Origin of the sequence: Frondihabitans peucedani (assembly GCF_039537585.1) — a bacterium.
In the GTDB taxonomy this organism is placed as follows: domain Bacteria; phylum Actinomycetota; class Actinomycetes; order Actinomycetales; family Microbacteriaceae; genus Frondihabitans; species Frondihabitans peucedani.
Genome location: NZ_BAABAU010000001.1, coordinates 1,881,774 through 1,899,253, shown reverse-complemented (window position 1 = coordinate 1,899,253; position 17,480 = coordinate 1,881,774). Strand labels below are relative to the sequence as shown.

Below are 17,480 nucleotides of genomic sequence, written 5' to 3'. Positions count from 1 at the left end.
GTTCTCTCTCGTGGTGGTGCGCGGGGTCATCGGATCGACCGCGACGGGTCGCCGCGACCGGTGAGGCGCTGCGCCAGGTCGACCGCGAAGTAGGTCAGGATCGCGTCGGCGCCGGCCCGCTTGATGCCGAGGACGCTCTCGAGGCTCGCTGCGTCGAGGTCGATCCAGCCGTTCTGCGCGGCCGCGTGGATCATCGAGTACTCGCCGGAGATCTGGTAGGCCCAGACCGGGACGTCGCTCGAGGCCGCGGTGTCGGCGAGCACGTCGAGATAGCTCATCGCGGGCTTGACCATGACGATGTCGGCGCCCTCCTCGAGGTCGAGGGCGACCTCGCGCTGCCCCTCGCGGCGGTTGCCGTTGTCCATCTGGTAGGTGCGCCGGTCGCCGGTCAGCGACGACTGCACGGCCTCGCGGAACGGACCGTAGAAGGCGCTCGCGTACTTGGCGGCGTAGGCCAGGATCGCGCGATCCTGGTGCCCGTGCGCGTCGAGCGCGTCGCGGATGGCGGCGACCTGGCCGTCCATCATGCCGCTCGGGGCGATGATCTGGGAGCCGGCCTCGGCGTGGAGGACGGCCATGTCGCGGTACCGCTCGAGGGTCGCGTCGTTGTCGACCACGCCGTCGGCGTCGAGCACGCCGCAGTGGCCGTGGTCGGTGAACTCGTCGAGGCAGAGGTCGCTCTGCACGACGAGCGCGTCGCCGGCCTCGTCGGCGGCGACGCGGATGGCCCGGTTCAGGATGCCGTCGGGGTCGGTCGCACCGGAGCCCGCGGCGTCCTTCTTCTCGTCGAGCGGCACGCCGAACAGCATCACGCCGCCGATTCCGGCCTCGGCGGCCTCGGCCAGGGCGGGCTTCAGGCTCTCGAGGGAGTGGTGGACGACGCCCGGCATGGAGGCGATCGGCTGTGCTTCGGAGATGCCCTCGCGGACGAACACCGGCAGGATCAGATCGGCCGGGTGGAGCCGCGTCTCGGCGACCAGGCGGCGGAGGGCGGGAGTGGTGCGGAGGCGACGGCCACGCACCTGGGGGAAGACGGACATCAGTGACTCTCGGTGGACGGGGAGCCGCCGGACGACGGCTGCGGGGCGGGATCGCCCGAGGAGGCCGCGTGCTCGACGACGGCGTCGACGAGGGCGGCGGCCGAGCGGGTCTCGGCGATCAGGTGGACGGGGAGCCCGGCGGCCCTGGCGTCGAAGGCGGTCCGGGGCCCGATGCAGGCCACGGTCGTGCCCTCGGGGAGAGGGGCGAGCTGGGCGGCGATCTGGCGGGCGACGCTGCCCGACGTGATCAGGACGACGGAGATGCCGCCGTCGGCGACGGCGGTCTTGATCTCGGGGTCGACGGGGACGCCGACGGTGCGGTAGGCGGCGACGAACTCGGCATCGAGCCCGCGCTCGGCGAGCCCGGCGACGAGGGTCGGCTCGGCGATCTCCGACTGGGGCACGAGCACGCGGCCGACGATCTGGTCGGCCGGCCACTCCTTGACCAGTCCGCGCGCCGAGTTGTCGTTCTCGGGCACGAAGTCGACCCGGATCCCGGCCAGCGCGAGTGCGGCCGCCGTGGTCTCCCCGACCGCGGCGACGCGGGTGGTGGGCGCCGGCCGGATGCTGTTGCCGATCAGGACGTCGACGGTCGTGGCGCTGGTGACGACGAGCCAGTCGTAGTCGCCCGCCTCGAGACGGAGCAGGGCCACCCGGAGGTCGTGCGGGTTCTCGGTCGGGGCGAAGTTGATGAGCGGCGCGATGACGGGCTGGGCGCCGTGCGACCGGAGCGCCGCTGCGACGGAGTCGCCCCACTTGCCCCCGCGCGGCACGAGGACCCGCACGCCGCGGAGCGGCTTGTCGGCGGCCGACGTCGCGGCACGGCTCCGGTCGGTCACTGGGCGCCGCCGCCGACGGGCGCGAGGTCGGCGGCCCCGTTCGCGAGGAGCTCGTCGACGACGCGGCCCGCGACGTCGTGCACCTCGGCCAGCTGATTCGGGAGCGAGCCCGGCTCGAGCGTGACCCCGTGCGACGAGGTGAGGCGGGCGGTGCCGTCGGGGCGGTAGACGGTCGCGCTGAGCAGGAGCAGCCCGGCGTCGACGACGGCCGTGGCACCGATGGGAGCTGCGCAGCCGGCCTCGAGCCCGGCGAGGACCTCGCGCTCGGCGGTGACGAGGAGCCGGGACTCCCGGTGCTCGAGGGCGCGGAGGCCCTTCGCGAGATCGTCGGGCTGGTCGCCCTCGCGCACCTCGATCGCCAGGGCGCCCTGGCCGGGAGCGCTCGGCCAGAAGCCGAGGCCGAGGAGCTCGGTGGCGGCGTCGAGGCGCCCGAGCCGCGCGAGACCGGCGGCGGACAGCAGGACGGCGTCGAGGTCGTCGCCGACGCGGGCGAGGCGCGAGTCGACGTTCCCTCGGATGTCGATCACGTCGAGATCCTGCCGTCTCGCCTTCAACTGGGCCACGCGGCGCGGCGAGCCGGTGCCGACGCGCGCACCTTCGGGAAGCTGGTCGAGCGTGAGGCCGTCGCGCGCGCACAGCGCGTCGCGGGCGTCCGCGCGAGCCGGGATCGCCCCGAGAGTGAGGCCCGGGTGCACGGCGGTCGGGAGGTCTTTGAGCGAGTGGACGAGCAGGTCGCACTCGTCGGCGAGGAGGGCGGAGCGGAGGGCGCTGGCAAAGACCCCGGTGCCCCCGATCGTGGCCAGGGAGGCCTTCGAGGTGTCGCCCTCGCTCGTCACCTGGACGAGTTCGACCTCGCGGCCGGTCGCCGTGGCGAGCCGGTCGAGGACCAGGGACGACTGGGCCACCGCGAGAGCGGAGCCGCGGGTGCCGATTCGGAGTGCGGTCATAGAGCGCTTTCTGCGGTGCTGATCGTCGTGGTGCCGGTCGGAGCGGTGGTCGTCACGGCACCAGGCCGGACACGGCGGGCTTGAAGCCCAGACGGACATTCTCGCAGCAGCCGGGACGGCAGACGTCGTACCAGGGCCCGAGGTCGGTGACGTGCGGGCGGTCGGCCGCGGGCACGCCGTCGCGACGCTCGAGGACGAGGTCGACCAGGCCGGTGACGTACACGGGGTCGATGCCGGGGGTGGGCGTCCTGGTCGCCCAGAAGCCCTCCTCCTCGCAGGATTCGAGGGCCTCGTTGTCGAGGTCCCACATGACCTCCATGTGGTCGCTCACGAAGCCGAGCGGCACGATCACGACGGCCTTCGTCGGGCCGCCCTTGAGGGCGTGGATCGCGTCGTTGATGTCGGGCTCGAGCCACGGCATGGACGGCGGGCCGGACCGCGACTGGAACACGAGCTGCCACGGGACGGTGGTGGTCGAGTCGAGCTCGAGCGCTGCCGACGCGGCGGCCATGACGACCTCGGCGACGGCGCGGTGCTGCGCCGCGTAGGCGCCCTCGTCGTCGAAGCCGCGGGCGGCGGGCCCGCTCTTGGCAGCGTCGCTCGAGGGGATCGAGTGGGTGGAGAACAGGACCTGGACCTCGGTGCCGAGGTCGAGGCCGTCGATCTCGCGCTGCGCCTTCAGGAGGGCGTCGCGGACGCCGTCGATGAAGGGCTGGACGAAGCCCGGGTGGTCGAAGAACTGGCGGACCTTGTCGATCTGGATCGAGTCGGCGAGGCCGGTCTCGTCGAGGGCCATCGCGAAGTCCTCACGGTACTGACGGCACGACGAGTACGAGCTGTACGCGCTCGTGGCGATGGCGATGAGCTTGGTGTAGCCGCGGTCGGACGCCTCGCGGACGACGTCGGGGAGGTAGGGATCCCAGTTGCGGTTGCCCCACAGCACCGGCAGGTCGATCTCGCGACGGGCGAGCTCCTGCTCGAGCGCCGCCTTCAGCTCGCGGTTGTGCTCGTTGATCGGCGAGATGCCGCCGAAGTGGCGGTAGTGGTGGGCGACCTCTTCGAGGCGCTCCTCGGGGATGCCCCGGCCGCGCGTGACGTTGCGCAGGAACGGGATGACGTCGTCTTGACCCTCCGGGCCGCCGAAGCCGGCGAGCAGGATGGCGTCGTAGGCGGTGGGCTCGGAGACCCACTCGGGACCCTCGGCGGCGGCGGGCGTGGCCGCCTTGACGAGCTGACCGTTCGTGATGTTGCTCAACGCAGGACCTCGCTGATCTCGGTGGTGGGGATGCGGCGGCCCGTGTAGAACGGGACCTCTTCTCGGACGTGACGGCGGGCCTCGGTGTAGCGGAGGTCGCGCATGAGGTCGACGAGCTGCACCAGCTCGGGGGCCTCGAGCGCCAGGATCCATTCGTAGTCGCCCAGGCTGAAGCTGGCCACGGTGTTGGTCAGGACCTGGCGGTGGACGGAGCCCTTCATGCCGTGGTCTCGGAGCATCGCGCGGCGCTCCTCGTCGGGCAGGAGATACCACTCGTAGCTCCGGACGAACGGGTACACGGTGAGCCACGTCTCGGGCTCCTTGCCGCGCATGAACGCGGGGCTGTGGTCTTTGGAGAACTCGGCCTCGCGGTGCATGCCCATCGCGTTCCAGGCCGGGACCAAGTCTTTGAGGAGGCAGGTGCGGATGAGCTCGCGGTAGCCCCACTGGATGTCCTCGGGGATCTCGCCGTGCAGCCAGATCATGAGGTCGCTGTCGGCCTTGAAGCCGCTGATGTCGTAGAAGCCGCGGACGGTGACGCCCCGCGAGGCCAGGGCCTCGACGGTCTCGTCGAGCTCGGCGACGTCGCCGTCGGCCGGCACGTACGGGTGGGACGAGTCTCGGCGGAGGACGGCCCAGAGCGTGTAGCCCAGGGTGTCGCCGGAGCCCTCGGGAGCGGGGGTCTCGGGAGTTGCCTGCGTGTGCGCGTCGGCGCTCGAATTCATGCCACTATCATCCCCCGTCCGCCTGCGAGGTTCGAACCGGCCCTCTCAGGTTCGAGAGACCCTCAGGCGTGGAGGGGCGGCGGCCTCAGCGGCGCTGCGTCCCGACCAGGGAGCCGCGCGCGAGCACCTGGCCGTCGACCCAGGGCAGCAGCTCGGCGAAGTCGACCAGCGAGACGTCCGGAGGCACGGCGCGGTCCAGCGCGTGCACGTGGAAGCCGTACCGGTGCGTGCCGTGGCCGGGGAGCGCCCTGGGGCCCTGGTAGCCGCTCCGCCCGAAGGCCGCGGGGACGAAGCGGATCGCCGGGTTCTCGCGGTCGAGTCCGCCCTCGGGCAGGCCGTCGAGGCTGGAGTCGACGAGCGCGATCGTGTGCAGCAGCGGCCTGGGCAGGGGCACGTCGACGTCTTCGATGACCAGCAGGATCTGCGCGGTCGCCTCGGGCAGGCCGCTCCAGCCGAGCGCGGGAGACTCGTTGCCCCCCACGCCGTCACCGGCGTGGGCCGCGGGGATCGCCCCGCCGTCGTCGAAGGACGAGCTGGTCACCCGGATGGTGTCGGGCGCCTGCAGCTGCCGCGTGTTCGCGACGCTCCACCGCTCGCCGGCCCGTCGCCACCGGAGCGCTCCGCCCAGGAGCGACAGGGGTGTCACCGTCGGCATGGCGTCCGGCGGCTAGCGGCGGCGCAGGGCGATGAGCGCGATGCCGCCTATGGCGACGACGACCACCGCGGCCCCGATGAGCCACGGCTTGGGGTCGCGCGCGTAGCTCGCCTTGGCCTGGTGCGCTTTGACGCCCAGCTGCTTCGGGATGTTGAGCTTGTCTTCGAGCTCGTTCAGCGTGGCTGCGAGGTCGGCGCGGGTGCGGTCGACGGCGGCCTGGATCTCTTCTGCGTCGCTCATCAGCGTCGTCCTCCCACGTCGGAGCGCGGGATCCGGCCCACGCCCTTGACGGCCTTGATGTCGCTCTTGACGCTGTCGATGGTCTGCTTGGGCAGCACCGGCAGCCCCTTCTTGATCTGTCTGTAGCCGAGGAGGCCGAGGCCCGCGGCGATGAGCAGGAACAGGACGGCGACGAGCAGCGCGGCGAGCCACAGGGGCATCACGAGCGACAGCGCCGCGATCCCGGCGCCGATGAGGCACAGGAGCATCAGGAACAGGAACAGCAGCGCGCCGACGATGAGTCCGGCGCCGAGGCCGAACACCTTCGCCTTGGCGATGAGCTCCTGCTTGAGCAGCGCGATCTCTCCCTTGACCAGGTCGGTGACCAGGGTCGGGATGTCGGCGATGAGGCCGAACAGCGACCGCGACTTCTTGGCGTGGTGGATGCTGTCGGCTCGAGTCGACTCGGTCATGTGCTCCCTCTCAGGGCGGGTGGTGGCGGGGACGGGGCGAGGACGGTCAGCGACCGGTCGCGGGTCTCTGCTTCGTCTGGATGCCGAAGAGCTTCTTCACGGCCCAGACGACGACGTGAAAGAGACCGGTGACGACCTTGGGCAGAACGGCCTCGGCGGCCTGCTCGACCTTCACGACCTGCTTCTGCACGGACCGGCTGTTCCAGAACTTCGAGGCGCCGGCGGCGATCTGCTCGTAGCGCTGGTGGCCCGCCCGGGATCCGAGAACGTACCCGACGGCCGCGCCTGCGACGAAGATCAGCTTGCCCTGCATGGAGCCTCCAGAGTTGGTGTGGTTCTTAGGTTAGACCGCGGCGGGCCGCCTGTTCCGCCGAGGTCACGCCTCCGGCGTGGAGAGGATGCCCAGGGCGGCCTGTCTGGCGCCGGCGACGACCCCGGCGAGGCCCCGGCCGGAGATGGAGCCGCCGACCCGGATGACACCCGGGACGACCTCGCTGCCGGTGGATCCTGCGCCGCGGAACGGTGCGTTCCACTCGACGCGCGCGAAGCCGTCGACCCGGTCGGCACCGACCGGGACCCCGAGGATCGTCGACGCGTCGGCGAGCGCCGCATCACGGACCTCGGTGTCGGTGGCGCTGCGGTCGAGCGCGGGCGAGCTGTAGCTGAGCCGCAGCACGTGGCGCCCCTCGGCGCGCTCGGCGATCCACTGCCACTTGATGCTCGCGTGGGTGAGGGCCTTGGCGCGGATGCCGGTGGCTCCGGGGGCGACGAGCACCCCGGTGCCGCGCGGCGCGGCGTCGAGGGCGGGCTCGCGCACGACGAGGGTGGCGAGCGTGATCAGGCCGGCGGCGTCGGGGGCGACGGCGGCTCCGTCGAGGCGCGCGGCGTCGCCTCCGCCGAGGGCGACGACGACGTGGTCGGCGGCGATGCGCTCGCCCGACGTCAGCGTCACGGATGCCGCGTCGTAGGAGGCGGCCCGGGCGCCGAGCCGCACGTCGACCCCGTAGGTCTCGAGGTCGGCCACGAGCTCGTCGACGAGCCGCACGATGCCGCCGCGGATCCCGGCCACGGCTGATCCTGCCGAGGCCTTCTCGCGGAGGGCTGTCACGGCGCGCGCGAGGGAGTTCTGGTGGAGGAGCGCGGCGCGGAGCCCCGGGGCGACCCGGTCGACGTCGAGGTCGTCGGGGTGCGCGGAGTGGACGCCGAGGACCACGGGGGTGACGAGCTTGTCGAGCACGGCGCGTCCCATGCGGCGGCGGACGAGCGGGCCCAGCTTCTGCTCCTTGGCGCCGACAGGCCCCGGCAGGAGCGAGTCGAGCTCGGCGCGCAGCGCACCGGCGGTCCCGACGACGTCGATGACGTCGCGCGACATGGCCGTGCCCGGGATGCCCAGCAGGCCCGTCTTCGGGAGCGGGAACGCGTGTCCGTCGGGCTCGATCACCCAGGCCCCGCGCGGGTCGGGCAGCACGATCTCCGACCCGAGGCCGACCTGCGTCGCCAGCATCTGGACCGTGTCGCCGCGGGTCGCGAAGCTCTCGGCGCCGGCGTCGAGGTCGATCCCGCCGACGGTGTGCCGCCTGACCTCGCCGCCCAGCCGCTCGGAGGCCTCGAGCAGGATCACGCGGCGCCCCGCCTTGCCGAGGTCGCGCGCGACGACCAGCCCGGCGACCCCGCCGCCGATCACGACGGCGTCGACTCCGGTGGTGCTCACAGCGTGTGCGCCAGCTCGACGATCCGGGTCAGGACCGCGGGGTCGGTGTCGGGGTTCACGCCGTGGCCGAGGTTGAGGACGTGCGCGGGTGCGGCCCGGCCGCGCTCCACCACGTCGCGGACGTGGGCCTCGAGCACCGGCCAGGGGGCGAGGAGGAGCGCAGGATCGATGTTCCCCTGCACGGGCGTCTGCCCGCCCAGGCGCCTCGACGCCTCGTCGAGCGGGATCCGCCAGTCGACGCCGACCGCGTCGGTGCCGACGTCGCGCATGGCCGCGAGGACCTCGCCGCTGCCGACGCCGAAGTGGATCCGGGGCACGCCGAGGTCGTCGATGTGGGAGAGGGCGCGCGCCGAGTAAGGAGCGACCCGCTCGACGTAGTCGCGGAGCGACAGCGACCCGACCCAGGAGTCGAACAGCTGCCCGGCGCTGGCCCCGGCGAGGATCTGCGCCCGGAGGAACGCCCCCGTGACGTCGGCCGCCCAGGTGAGCAGGGCGTCCCAGGTCTCGGGGTCGGAGTGCATGAGCGCCCGCGCCCGGAGGTGGTCTTTCGACGGCCCGCCCTCGACGAGGTAGGCCGCGAGCGTGAAGGGGGCGCCCGCGAAACCGATCAGGGGGGTGTCGCCGAGCTGGGCGACCGTCTGAGCGACTCCCTCGGCGATAGGGGCGAGGGCCGCAGGATCGAGGGGCTCCAGCCTCGCGACGTCGTCCGGCGTCCGGATCGGCGTCTCGAGGACGGGTCCGCGGCCCGGGACGATGTCGACCGCGACGCCGGCGAGCTTGATCGGCACGACGATGTCGCTGAAGAAGATGCCCGCGTCGACGCCGTGCCGGCGCACCGGCTGCAGCGTGATCTCGCTCGAGAGCGCGGGATCGAGGCAGGCGTCGAGCATCTTCGTGCCGACCCGCAGCTCGCGGTACTCCGGCAGGGAGCGACCCGCCTGGCGCATGAACCACACCGGCAGCCGGTCGGGCCGGTCGCCTCGGAGTGCCCGGACCAGCGGCGACGCCGACGTGGCACCCGTCGCGAGCGGGTGGTCGGCGGGCAGGGCGGTCGTGATCACGTCCGGCATTGTCGCATCCCGGGCTGATGCCCAGCCGCGCGGCGAGCGCCCCGCGCTCCGGGTCGAGAGACCTCGGGCGCGGGGCGCTCGACGGGTCGGCTCAGAGGCGGACGACCATCTTCCCGACGTTCTGGCCGCGGAGCAGGCCGACGAACGCGTCGAAGGTGTTGTCGAGGCCGTCGACCACGGTCTCGTCGAAGACGAAGCGGCCGTCGGCGAACGCCGGGCCGACCTCGGCCGCGAACTCCGGCGCGAGGTCCCAGTGGTCGCCCATCGTGAAGCCCTCGACGCGGAGGCTGCGGGTGACGATGCGCGTCGTCCCCGTCACGCCCTGCTCGGCTCCGGTCGCGTTGTAGGCGCCGATCGCGCCGCAGACGGCGATGCGCCCGAAGCGGTTGAGGGTCTCGAACGCCGCCGAGAGGTGGTCGCCGCCGACGTTGTCGAAGTAGACGTCGATGCCGTCGGGAGCGGCGGCCTGGAGCTGGCCGAGCACGTCGCCGTCGCGGTAGTTGAAAGCCGCGTCGAAACCGTACTTCGAGGTCAGGAGGGCGACCTTCTCGGCCGATCCTGCGCTCCCGATCACGCGGGAGGCCCCGCGGAGGCGGGCGATCTGGCCCACCATCGTGCCGACGGCGCCCGCGGCGCCCGAGACGAAGACGACGTCGCCCTCCTTCAGGCCCGCGATGCGGGTGAGGCCGGTGTAGGCGGTGAGGCCGGTCAGGCCGAGGGCGCCGAGGTGCACCGAGAGCGAGACGCCGGGCAGCTCCTCGACGCGCGAGAACGCCTTCGCCGGGCCCTGCGCCACGTCGCGCCAGCCGTCGTTGTGGCTGACCGCGGTGCCCACGGGGAGGTCGCTCGAGCGCGACTCGACCACGCGGCCGACGGCGCCGCCGGTCATCGGCTCGTCGAGTCGGAACGGCGGGACGTACGAGGGCACGTCGTTCATGCGGCCGCGCATGTAGGGGTCGACCGAGAGGAACTCGTTGGCGACCCGCACCTCGCCCTCACCGAGCGGCGGGAGGTCGACGGTGCGCAGCGCGACGTCGGACGGGACGGGCTCGCCGTGCGGGCGGGCCACGAGGTGCCACTGGCTGCTGGTGGTGGTGGTGCTCGTGCTGGTGCTGTCGCCCGAGGGCGTGTCGTTGCTCATGCCTGCACCCTAGGGAACGGAGCCGAGCGCAGGATCAGAGGCGCTTGCGGAGGACGACCATCCGGAGGTCGTCGCGGCGCGGCAGGCCGACGCGGTCCTCGCCGTACGGGAACGGCGCGAACCCGCCCGTCCGCTCGTAGCCACGGCGCTCGTAGAACGCGATGAGCTCGGGACGCTGCTCGAGGACGGTCATCTCGAGGGCGCTCAGGTCCCAGTCGTCGCGGGCGACGCGCTCCGCCTCGGCGAGGACTTCCTTGCCGAGCCCGGCGCCCTGGCGGAGGGGCGAGACCGCGAACATGCCGAAGTAGCCGGTGGTGTCGCTTCTGCGCACGAGATTGCAGCAGGCCAGGATCACGCCGTCCTCCTCGCCCACGAGCACCGCGCCGTCCGGATTCGCGAGGTCGACGGCCAGGAGCTCCGCGTCGATCCGCGGTCCGTCGAGGAGGTCGGCCTCGGTGGTCCAGCCGGCGCGGCTCGCGTCGCCGCGGTAGGCGGACTGCACGAGGTCGACGAGGGCGGACGTGTCGGCGAGGGTGGCGGGTCGGAAGAGGAGCACGCTCCGACCCTAGCCGCGGGGTCGTCTGGTCTCTCGATGCTGAGAGGCGGCCATGGAGCCGCTTTCGAGCGCGAGTTACCATGGACGACGTGCTCATCTGCCTCACGGCGTCTCATCAGAACGCCAGCTTCGACCTCCTCGAGAAGTTGAGCGTCGGCGCACCCACGGCGGCGGGCACCCTGGTCGAGTCGAGCGATTTCGTGTCGGGCGCCGTCGTGCTCGCGACGTGCAACCGCTTCGAGGCCTATCTCGACGTCGACGAGCCCCTCACCGCCGCCTCGGCGGTCGCGGTCGAGGCGACCATCCAGACCATGAGCGCGGCCAGCGGCGTCGTGCCCTCCGACCTGCGCGACAGCGTCAGCGTCATCACCGGCGACGGAGTCGTCGAGCACCTGTTCGCCGTGAGCTCCGGCCTCGAGTCGGTCGTCGTCGGCGAGGACGAGATCTCGGGTCAGGTGAGGCGCGCCCTCGAGCGCGCCCGCGACGACGGCACCACCTCGCGCGACCTCGAGCGCCTGTTCCAACAGGCCTCCCACACCTCCCGCGGCGTCAAGAACCGCACCAACGTCGGCGGTGCCGGGCGCTCGCTCGTGCGGCTCGCCCTCGATCTCGCCCAGAGCCGCGTGACCGACTGGTCGCAGGCCCGCATCCTGCTCGTCGGCACCGGCATGTACGCCGCGACCACCGTCGCCGCCCTCCGCGACCGCGGGGCCGAGAGCATCGGCGTCTTCTCGGCGTCCGGCCGCGCCCCCTGGTTCGCGGCCAAGCACCAGCTCGTCGCCCACACCGACCTCGCCGAGGCGATCGCCTGGAGCGACGTGCTCATCACGTGCACGTCCACCACCGAGCCCCTCGTGGTGCCCTCCGTCGTCGAGGCCGGCGTCCGCCGGCTCGTCATCGATCTCGGCCTGCCCCGCAACGTCGACCCCCTCGTCGCCCGCGTCGACGGGGTCGAGCTCCTCGACCTCGAGACGATCAGCCTCCACGCCCCGCTCGCCGAGCTCAGCGCCGCCGACGACGCCCGCGCCCTCGTGACCAGCGCGGCCGCCGAGTTCCAGGCCGTCGCTGCCGAGCAGTCGCTCTCGCCCGCCGTGGTGGCTCTCCGCAAGCACGTGTTCGACCTCCTCGACGCCGAGATCGAGCGCGCCCGCTCGCGCGGCGACTCCAGCGAGCGCACCGAGCAGGCGCTGCGCCACCTCGCCGGCGTCCTGCTGCACACCCCCTCGGTCCGGGCGCGCGAACTGGCTCGCGAGGGTCGCGGAGAGGACTTCCGCGACGGCCTCGAGGCCCTCTTCGGCCTCACCGACACACGCGCCTCCGCGCCGACGGCTCTCCGGCCCCTCGGCGACGACCGGTCCGGCGAGGCGACCGCGGTCTGATGCCGCCGGAGGGTCCGCTGCAGCCCGACGGTCCGCTGCAGCCCGACGGTCCGCTGCAGCCGGATGGTCCGCTGGAGCCCGGCAGCTCGCTGACGTTCGAGGCCCGCCCGGGTCGCACCGAGCGCCTCATCCTGCGGCCCCTGCTCGACTCCGACCTCGACGACGTCCTCGTCTACCAGTCGGACGCCGAGACGCTCCGCTACATGCTGTGGCCGGTGCGCGACCGCACAGACACCGCTGAGCACCTGCATCGGCGGACGGCGATGACGAGCCTCCGCCGCGACGGCGATCCCCTCTGCCTGGCCATCGAGACGCAGGATGCTCCGGGTCGCGTGATCGGAGAGGTCAACATCCGGCTGACCAGCGTCGAGCACCGCCAGGCCGAGGTGGGCTGGGTGCTCAACCCGGCGTTCCAGGGGCGGGGCTATGCGACGGAGGCGGCGGCCTCGATGGTCGACCTCTGCGTCGACGAGCTGCACTCGCGCCGCGTGCACGCCACCCTCGACCCGCGGAACACCGCGTCGATCGGGGTCTGCCGGCGACTCGGCATGCGCGAGGAGGCGCACTTCGTCGAGGACGCCTTCTTCAAGGGCGAGTGGGGCGACACCTGCGTCTACGCCACCCTCGCCCGGGAGTGGCTTGCGCGTCGCGAGGCTCAGTCGATCGACATCGCCACGACGTAGTCGGCCACGAGGTCGCGGAAGTCGTCGACCCGGCCGTCCATGAGGCTGAGGACGAGACCCCGGACGATCTCGGCCCGGACGGCGTCGGTGGCCGCGAGCCGGACTCCGTGCACCTCCAGCGCGACCCGGGAGAACAGGATCGACAGCGGCGAGACCAGCTCGTCGACGACCGCGATCGAGCGGCGGCTGAGCAGTGCCCGCGCGAGCTCCAGGAAGAGGTCGACGTCGCAGGGGGTCTCGAGCTCGAAGAGCTCGGCTGCTCCGAGGCGGGCCTCCTCGCCGTCGATGACGGCGACGCCGTAGGGGTCGCGGGTCGTGACCGTGCCGACCGCGGCGACCATCGCCCGGGCGAGGCGGTGGAGCTGGACCTGCGAGACCTCCGGGGTCCACGTGATCACGGCCGACCGCGCGGAGGGCCTCGAGACGAGGCCGAGGCACCAGGCGGCCTGGAGGACGTCGTCGGCCTGCGTGCTGTCGAGGTCGTGCTCCCCCGCGAGCTCGTCGGCGTGGACGGTGTCACCGGTGAGGTGGCGGCCGGTGGCGAGGTCGACGAGGAGGTGGTCGATCGGGTCGACGAGGAGGGTCGGGCGGTGGTGAGTGCTGGATCCTGCGATCATGGGATTCGTCCTGAGAGTGAGGGCTGGAGCGGGCTGCTCTGCATGTTAGATTGAATATTTCACAAGTCGGTGCGACTGTCAAGCGTTCAGACGTGTCGGCCGTGCTCCGGAGCCGGGCCGGAGAGGAATCCGTGGAGACGATCGTCGTCAGTGCACTCGCACTCGTCCGCGACCGACGCCTGCTCATGGTGACGGCGCGCGGACGCGACGTGCTGTACCTGCCGGGAGGAAAGGTCGAGCCCGGCGAGACCGGGGCGGAGGCCGCGATCCGGGAGTCGTTCGAGGAGGTAGCGGTGGCGCTCGATCCTGCGACCGTCGCCCCGCTCTTCACCGTGTCCGAGCAGGCGCACGGCGAGCCGGACGGCCGGCTCGTCGACATGACCCTCTACTCCGGCGAGACGCTCGACGACCCCCGGCCCTCCGCGGAGGTGGGCTCGATCAGCTGGGTGACGACCGCCGACGCGGGCCGGTGTCCTCCTGCAGGAGTGGAGACGCTCCGCCGGATGTCACTCCTCGGACTGATCGACTGAGCTCTCCTGCGGGTGGCAGGCTGGGCACCATGCGCACCACTACGAAGATCACGCTCATCGCCGCCGCCTGTCTGACCGCAGCCGGTCTCGCCGGCTGCTCCACGACGAGCGGCACGGCGAGCACTCCCGCGTCCACCCCGAAGACGACGACCGCCCCCGTCACGAGCCCGTCGCCGACCGACCAGACGTCGTCCTCGCCGACCACGTCGACGTCCGCGAGCCCCTCGACGGGCTCGGCGATCACGGCCTGCACGTCGGCGCACCTCTCAGCCGCGATCTCCCCCAGCGCAGGAGGCGGCGCCGCGGGCAGCACGTACGTGAACCTCGTCCTCACGAACAAGGGCACGGTCACCTGCACGCTGCAGGGCTGGCCCGGCGTCTCCTTCGTCGGCGACGGCAACGGGACCCAGATCGGCCAGGCGGCCGTCTTCGACCGCGCCTCGCCGCACGCGACCGTCACCGTGGCACCGGGCGCCACCGCGACCTCGGTCCTGCGCATCGTCCAGGCGGGCAACTACTCGTCGGCCGACTGCAAGCCGACGCCGGCCGACGGCTTCCGCGTCTACCCGCCCGGACAGAAGGCGTCGGTGTTCGCCGCGAAGTCCGGGCTCACCGCCTGCGCCTCGAAGAGCGTGTCGCTTCTCACGGTCTCGGGTCTGAAGTAGCGACCCCGGGTCGGCCTCGCCTCAGCTGACGTGCTCGAGGAGGTCGAGGCCGACCGTCCGCAGCACGTCGAGCACGCGGAGGCGGGCCGCCAGGTCGGTGTCGTCGAACGCGACGGTGACCGCGTACGACAGGCCCCGGCGGCGACCCCGCAGGGCTCCGGCCTCCGACCGCACCCCGCGGTCGGCGCCGGTGAGGTTCACGAGCTGGATGCCGTGGTCGCGGTCGCGGTGCGACACCGGATCGAGCCCGAACGCGGAGGCGACCATCGACAGGTCCGATCCCGTCGAGAGCCAGCCGAGGACCCGGTTGCTCACCGCGGTGTCGACGCAGCGGCCGGCGACGAGATCACGGAACAGCCCCTGGAGCTCGAAGGCGGATCCGACCGAGGACTGCGGGGCGTCGTCGGGGCCGCGCGTCGTGCGGGCGAAGTCGAGCAGCGCCGTCCGCTTCAGCCCGAGCGCCTCGCCCCGCGCGTGCACGGCGTCGAGGCCGACGAGCCGGGCCAGGGCGTTCGTGGCGACCGGATCGCGGACCGCCCCGACCAGTGTCGCGGCGTCGAGCACGCCGAGGGTCGGCAGCAGCAGCGACGACCAGAGGCCGCCGGCCCGCGGGTCGTCGACGCGTGTCGAGTCGCCGGCGGGCGCCTCCCGCGACACCTCGTCGAGCGGGGCGAGGCGCCCCTCGGCCAGACGCGCGGCCACCTCGACGAGGAGCACGAGCGTGCCGACCTCGGCGGTCGGCAGCGCGACGTTCTCGTCGATGGCCAGGACGACCTGGCCTGAGTCGAGGTCGGCCGCGGACGCCGACACCCGCGCGTGCGAGTACGCCAGCGACCCGAGCGCCTGGAAGCTCCGCTCGAACGGCTCGTCGGCGCGGTCGCCCGCGTGCCGACCGTGCTCGGCCCTCCTGCGACTGCGTCGACCCTCGAGGCTCGACTCCACGTGGGCTCCTACCAGATCGTGACGCGCTCCGAGGCGGGCAGCCAGAGGGCGTCGCTCTCCGTGACGTCGAACGCCGCGTAGAACTCGTCGATGTTCCGGACGATCTGGTTGCAGCGGAACTCGTTCGGCGAGTGCGGGTCGATCGAGAGGAGCCGGATCGCCTCCTCGTCTCGGAGCTTCATCTGCCAGGCCTGCGCCCAGCTCAGGAAGAAGCGCTCGGCGCCGCTCAGCCCGTCGACGACCGGCGGAGTCTCGCCGTCGAGCGAGATGAGATAGGCCTTCCAGGCGATCGAGAGGCCGCCGAGGTCGCCGATGTTCTCGCCGATCGTGAGAGCGCCGTTGACGTGGTGACCCGGCGTCTGGGCGGGCTCGAGAGCGTCGTACTGCTCGATGAGCGACTTCGTCAGGACCTCGAAGGCCTCGCGGTCGGCGGGGGTCCACCAGTCGGTGAGGCGGCCGTCGCCGTCGTACTTCGACCCCTGGTCGTCGAAGCCGTGCCCGATCTCGTGGCCGATGACGGCGCCGATCGCTCCGTAGTTGGCGGCGGCGTCGCGGTTCTCGTCGAAGAAGGGGAACTGCAGGATCGCGGCCGGGAACACGATCTCGTTGAAGCCGGGGTTGTAGTACGCGTTGATCGTCTGCGGCGTCATGAACCACTCGTCGCGGTCGATGGGCCGGCCGATCTTGCCCAGCTCGCGGTCGAAGCCGAACACCGCGGTCGCCCGGATGTTGCCGACCAGGTCGCCGCGGTCGATCGCGAGCTCGGAGTAGTCGCGCCACTTCACCGGGTAGCCGATCTTGGGCGTGAACTTGTCGAGCTTGTCGAGGGCCCTGGCGCGGGTCTCGTCGGTCATCCAGGGGAGGCCGGTGATGCTCTGCCGGTACGCCTCGACGAGGTTGGCCACGAGGACGTCCATCGTCGCCTTGGCCTCCTCCGCGAAGTGGCGCTCGACGTAGATGCGGCCGACCGCCTCGCCGAGGGCGCCCTCGACGAGCGAGACGCCGCGCTTCCAGCGGGCGCGCTGCACCGGGGTGCCGGTGAGGGTCTTGCCGTAGAACTCGAAGTTGGCCTTCACGAAGCCGCTCGAGAGGTAGGCGGCGAACGAGCGGATGATCTGGAACCGGAGCCAGTCGCGCCACGCCTCGAGACGGTCGTCGACCAGGATCTCGCCGAGCCCGGTGACGAAGGACGGCTCGCGGACGACGACCTCGTCGAAGACGCCGGCCGGGGCGCCGACGGCGTCGCGCCAGGCCGCCAGGTCGACGTCGGGCGCGAGGGCTTCGGCGTCGGTCCAGGAGAGGAGGTTGTAGGTCTTCTCGCTCTCGCGGGTCGCCACGTTGTCCCAGTGGTGGGATGCGATCGCGGTCTCCATCTCGAAGACGCGGCCAGCGCGCTCGGCGGCGCCGTCGAATCCTGCGAGGCCGAACATCGTCTCGAGGTAGCCGCGGTAGGCGGTGCGGACGCTCTCGAACTTCTCGTCGCGGTAGTACGACTCGTCGGGCAGACCGAGACCGGCCTGCTCGATGAAGACGATGTAGCGCTCGGGGTCGCCCGGGTCGTTGTCGACGAAGAGCTGGACGAAGCCGCTGACGCCCTGCAGCTCGAACCGGCCGACCGCCTCGAGGAGGGCCGGCACCGTCGTCACGTCGTCGACGGTGGCGAGGAGCGGCTGGATCGGGGTCGCGCCGAGCTCTTCGACGCGCTCCTCGTCGAGGAAGCTGGCGAAGAGGTCGCCGACCTTCCGCGCCTCGGTGCCCGGCTCGGCGGACTGCGACTCGTCGATGATCTCGCGGACGGCCTTCTCGGCGGCCTCGGCGAGGACGTAGAACGAGCCCCAGCGTGCCTTGTCCTCGGGGATCTCGGTCCGGGCCGCCCAGCGGCCGTTGACGTGGCGGAACAGGTCGTCTTGCGGCCGGATGGCCGGGTCGAGCTCGTCGGTGAGGATTCCGGATGCCGCGGCAACGTCAGTCATGCGTCAAGCCTAGGTCGTGTCCCCCTCGGACGAGGCGCGGACCTCCCAGTACAGTTCCAG

At 72.3% G+C, this 17,480-nt stretch carries 20 protein-coding genes; 4 read left to right on the top strand and 16 right to left on the bottom strand.

What is annotated here, in order from left to right:
- Window positions 1-26: 26 nt before the first annotated feature.
- The 13 genes from hemB to ABD733_RS08690 form a co-directional block, all read right to left on the bottom strand.
- Window positions 27-1,040 carry a porphobilinogen synthase gene (hemB, locus tag ABD733_RS08750; RefSeq protein WP_344795094.1) on the bottom strand — a complete coding sequence of 338 codons (1,014 nt, stop codon included), beginning with the start codon at window positions 1,038-1,040 and terminating at the stop codon, window positions 27-29.
- Window positions 1,040-1,879 (bottom strand): uroporphyrinogen-III synthase, encoded by an 840-nt coding sequence (locus ABD733_RS08745; RefSeq protein WP_344795092.1) that lies wholly within the window; start codon window positions 1,877-1,879, stop codon window positions 1,040-1,042. The genes hemB and ABD733_RS08745 overlap by 1 nt, the downstream gene beginning before the upstream one ends.
- A complete protein-coding gene (gene hemC / locus ABD733_RS08740; RefSeq protein ID WP_344795090.1) occupies window positions 1,876-2,826 on the bottom strand; it encodes a hydroxymethylbilane synthase in 951 nt (316 codons plus the stop codon). Before hemC ends, ABD733_RS08745 begins: the two co-directional genes overlap by 4 nt.
- A 52-nt stretch (window positions 2,827-2,878) precedes the next feature.
- Window positions 2,879-4,081, bottom strand: a complete 1,203-nt coding sequence (locus tag ABD733_RS08735; RefSeq protein WP_344795088.1) for a ferrochelatase — start codon at window positions 4,079-4,081, stop codon at window positions 2,879-2,881.
- A complete protein-coding gene (hemQ, locus tag ABD733_RS08730; protein ID WP_344795086.1) occupies window positions 4,078-4,806 on the bottom strand; it encodes a hydrogen peroxide-dependent heme synthase in 729 nt (242 codons plus the stop codon). Before hemQ ends, ABD733_RS08735 begins: the two co-directional genes overlap by 4 nt.
- Before the next feature lie 85 nt (window positions 4,807-4,891).
- Window positions 4,892-5,461 carry a YbhB/YbcL family Raf kinase inhibitor-like protein gene (locus ABD733_RS08725; protein ID WP_344795085.1) on the bottom strand — a complete coding sequence of 190 codons (570 nt, stop codon included), beginning with the start codon at window positions 5,459-5,461 and terminating at the stop codon, window positions 4,892-4,894.
- A 12-nt stretch (window positions 5,462-5,473) separates the two neighbouring features.
- Window positions 5,474-5,701, bottom strand: a complete 228-nt coding sequence (locus ABD733_RS08720; RefSeq protein WP_344795084.1) for a DUF3618 domain-containing protein — start codon at window positions 5,699-5,701, stop codon at window positions 5,474-5,476.
- The gene (locus ABD733_RS08715; protein WP_344795082.1) at window positions 5,701-6,153 is read right to left on the bottom strand and encodes a phage holin family protein; all 453 of its coding nucleotides are present in this window, start codon (window positions 6,151-6,153) and stop codon (window positions 5,701-5,703) included. Before ABD733_RS08715 ends, ABD733_RS08720 begins: the two co-directional genes overlap by 1 nt.
- A gap of 46 nt (window positions 6,154-6,199) precedes the next feature.
- Window positions 6,200-6,466 (bottom strand): hypothetical protein, encoded by a 267-nt coding sequence (locus ABD733_RS08710; protein WP_344795081.1) that lies wholly within the window; start codon window positions 6,464-6,466, stop codon window positions 6,200-6,202.
- A 63-nt stretch (window positions 6,467-6,529) separates the two neighbouring features.
- Window positions 6,530-7,864, bottom strand: coding sequence for a protoporphyrinogen/coproporphyrinogen oxidase (locus ABD733_RS08705; protein WP_344795079.1), 1,335 nt, complete (start codon window positions 7,862-7,864; stop codon window positions 6,530-6,532).
- The gene (hemE, locus tag ABD733_RS08700; RefSeq protein WP_425552871.1) at window positions 7,861-8,934 is read right to left on the bottom strand and encodes a uroporphyrinogen decarboxylase; all 1,074 of its coding nucleotides are present in this window, start codon (window positions 8,932-8,934) and stop codon (window positions 7,861-7,863) included. Before hemE ends, ABD733_RS08705 begins: the two co-directional genes overlap by 4 nt.
- A 91-nt stretch (window positions 8,935-9,025) precedes the next feature.
- The gene (locus tag ABD733_RS08695; protein WP_344795075.1) at window positions 9,026-10,075 is read right to left on the bottom strand and encodes an NADP-dependent oxidoreductase; all 1,050 of its coding nucleotides are present in this window, start codon (window positions 10,073-10,075) and stop codon (window positions 9,026-9,028) included.
- A gap of 34 nt (window positions 10,076-10,109) precedes the next feature.
- Window positions 10,110-10,631, bottom strand: a complete 522-nt coding sequence (locus ABD733_RS08690) for a GNAT family N-acetyltransferase (RefSeq protein ID WP_344795073.1) — start codon at window positions 10,629-10,631, stop codon at window positions 10,110-10,112.
- 89 nt (window positions 10,632-10,720) lie between these two features.
- Here ABD733_RS08690 and ABD733_RS08685 point away from each other — a divergent pair, with 89 nt between their 5' ends.
- Together ABD733_RS08685 and ABD733_RS08680 are read left to right on the top strand one after the other, a co-directional pair.
- Entirely contained in the window at window positions 10,721-12,010 is a 1,290-nt protein-coding gene (locus ABD733_RS08685; protein WP_344796059.1) for a glutamyl-tRNA reductase, read from the top strand.
- The gene (locus ABD733_RS08680) at window positions 12,010-12,693 is read left to right on the top strand and encodes a GNAT family N-acetyltransferase (protein ID WP_344795071.1); all 684 of its coding nucleotides are present in this window, start codon (window positions 12,010-12,012) and stop codon (window positions 12,691-12,693) included. Before ABD733_RS08685 ends, ABD733_RS08680 begins: the two co-directional genes overlap by 1 nt.
- Here ABD733_RS08680 and ABD733_RS08675 read toward each other — a convergent pair.
- The gene (locus ABD733_RS08675) at window positions 12,666-13,310 is read right to left on the bottom strand and encodes a hypothetical protein (protein ID WP_344795069.1); all 645 of its coding nucleotides are present in this window, start codon (window positions 13,308-13,310) and stop codon (window positions 12,666-12,668) included. The two genes, ABD733_RS08680 and ABD733_RS08675, sit on opposite strands and share 28 nt — an antisense overlap.
- A gap of 131 nt (window positions 13,311-13,441) precedes the next feature.
- On the opposite strand from ABD733_RS08675, the gene ABD733_RS08670 reads away from it, so the two are divergent.
- Together ABD733_RS08670 and ABD733_RS08665 are read left to right on the top strand one after the other, a co-directional pair.
- The gene (locus ABD733_RS08670; protein ID WP_344795067.1) at window positions 13,442-13,840 is read left to right on the top strand and encodes an NUDIX hydrolase; all 399 of its coding nucleotides are present in this window, start codon (window positions 13,442-13,444) and stop codon (window positions 13,838-13,840) included.
- A gap of 29 nt (window positions 13,841-13,869) precedes the next feature.
- A complete protein-coding gene (locus ABD733_RS08665; RefSeq protein WP_344795065.1) occupies window positions 13,870-14,505 on the top strand; it encodes a DUF4232 domain-containing protein in 636 nt (211 codons plus the stop codon).
- A gap of 21 nt (window positions 14,506-14,526) precedes the next feature.
- Here ABD733_RS08665 and ABD733_RS08660 read toward each other — a convergent pair whose 3' ends face one another.
- Both ABD733_RS08660 and ABD733_RS08655 read right to left on the bottom strand, forming a co-directional pair.
- Window positions 14,527-15,447, bottom strand: coding sequence for a serine hydrolase (locus ABD733_RS08660; RefSeq protein ID WP_344795063.1), 921 nt, complete (start codon window positions 15,445-15,447; stop codon window positions 14,527-14,529).
- An 8-nt stretch (window positions 15,448-15,455) separates the two neighbouring features.
- Window positions 15,456-17,420 carry a M13 family metallopeptidase gene (locus tag ABD733_RS08655; protein WP_344795061.1) on the bottom strand — a complete coding sequence of 655 codons (1,965 nt, stop codon included), beginning with the start codon at window positions 17,418-17,420 and terminating at the stop codon, window positions 15,456-15,458.
- Between the last annotated feature and the right edge of the window lie 60 nt (window positions 17,421-17,480).

Bases quoted from the DNA above. Each gene is read 5' to 3' on its own strand.
- ABD733_RS08680 (WP_344795071.1), top strand. From the start codon at position 12,010: ATGCCGCCGGAGGGTCCGCTGCAGCCCGACGGTCCGCTGCAGCCCGAC.
- ABD733_RS08720 (WP_344795084.1), bottom strand. From the start codon at position 5,701: ATGAGCGACGCAGAAGAGATCCAGGCCGCCGTCGACCGCACCCGCGCC.
- ABD733_RS08725 (WP_344795085.1), bottom strand. From the start codon at position 5,461: ATGCCGACGGTGACACCCCTGTCGCTCCTGGGCGGAGCGCTCCGGTGG.
- hemQ (WP_344795086.1), bottom strand. From the start codon at position 4,806: ATGAATTCGAGCGCCGACGCGCACACGCAGGCAACTCCCGAGACCCCC.
- ABD733_RS08675 (WP_344795069.1), bottom strand. From the start codon at position 13,310: ATGATCGCAGGATCCAGCACTCACCACCGCCCGACCCTCCTCGTCGAC.
- ABD733_RS08665 (WP_344795065.1), top strand. From the start codon at position 13,870: ATGCGCACCACTACGAAGATCACGCTCATCGCCGCCGCCTGTCTGACC.
- hemC (WP_344795090.1), bottom strand. From the start codon at position 2,826: ATGACCGCACTCCGAATCGGCACCCGCGGCTCCGCTCTCGCGGTGGCC.
- ABD733_RS08715 (WP_344795082.1), bottom strand. From the start codon at position 6,153: ATGACCGAGTCGACTCGAGCCGACAGCATCCACCACGCCAAGAAGTCG.
- hemB (WP_344795094.1), bottom strand. From the start codon at position 1,040: ATGTCCGTCTTCCCCCAGGTGCGTGGCCGTCGCCTCCGCACCACTCCC.
- ABD733_RS08710 (WP_344795081.1), bottom strand. From the start codon at position 6,466: ATGCAGGGCAAGCTGATCTTCGTCGCAGGCGCGGCCGTCGGGTACGTT.
- ABD733_RS08695 (WP_344795075.1), bottom strand. From the start codon at position 10,075: ATGAGCAACGACACGCCCTCGGGCGACAGCACCAGCACGAGCACCACC.
- ABD733_RS08655 (WP_344795061.1), bottom strand. From the start codon at position 17,420: ATGACTGACGTTGCCGCGGCATCCGGAATCCTCACCGACGAGCTCGAC.
- hemE (WP_425552871.1), bottom strand. From the start codon at position 8,934: ATGCCGGACGTGATCACGACCGCCCTGCCCGCCGACCACCCGCTCGCG.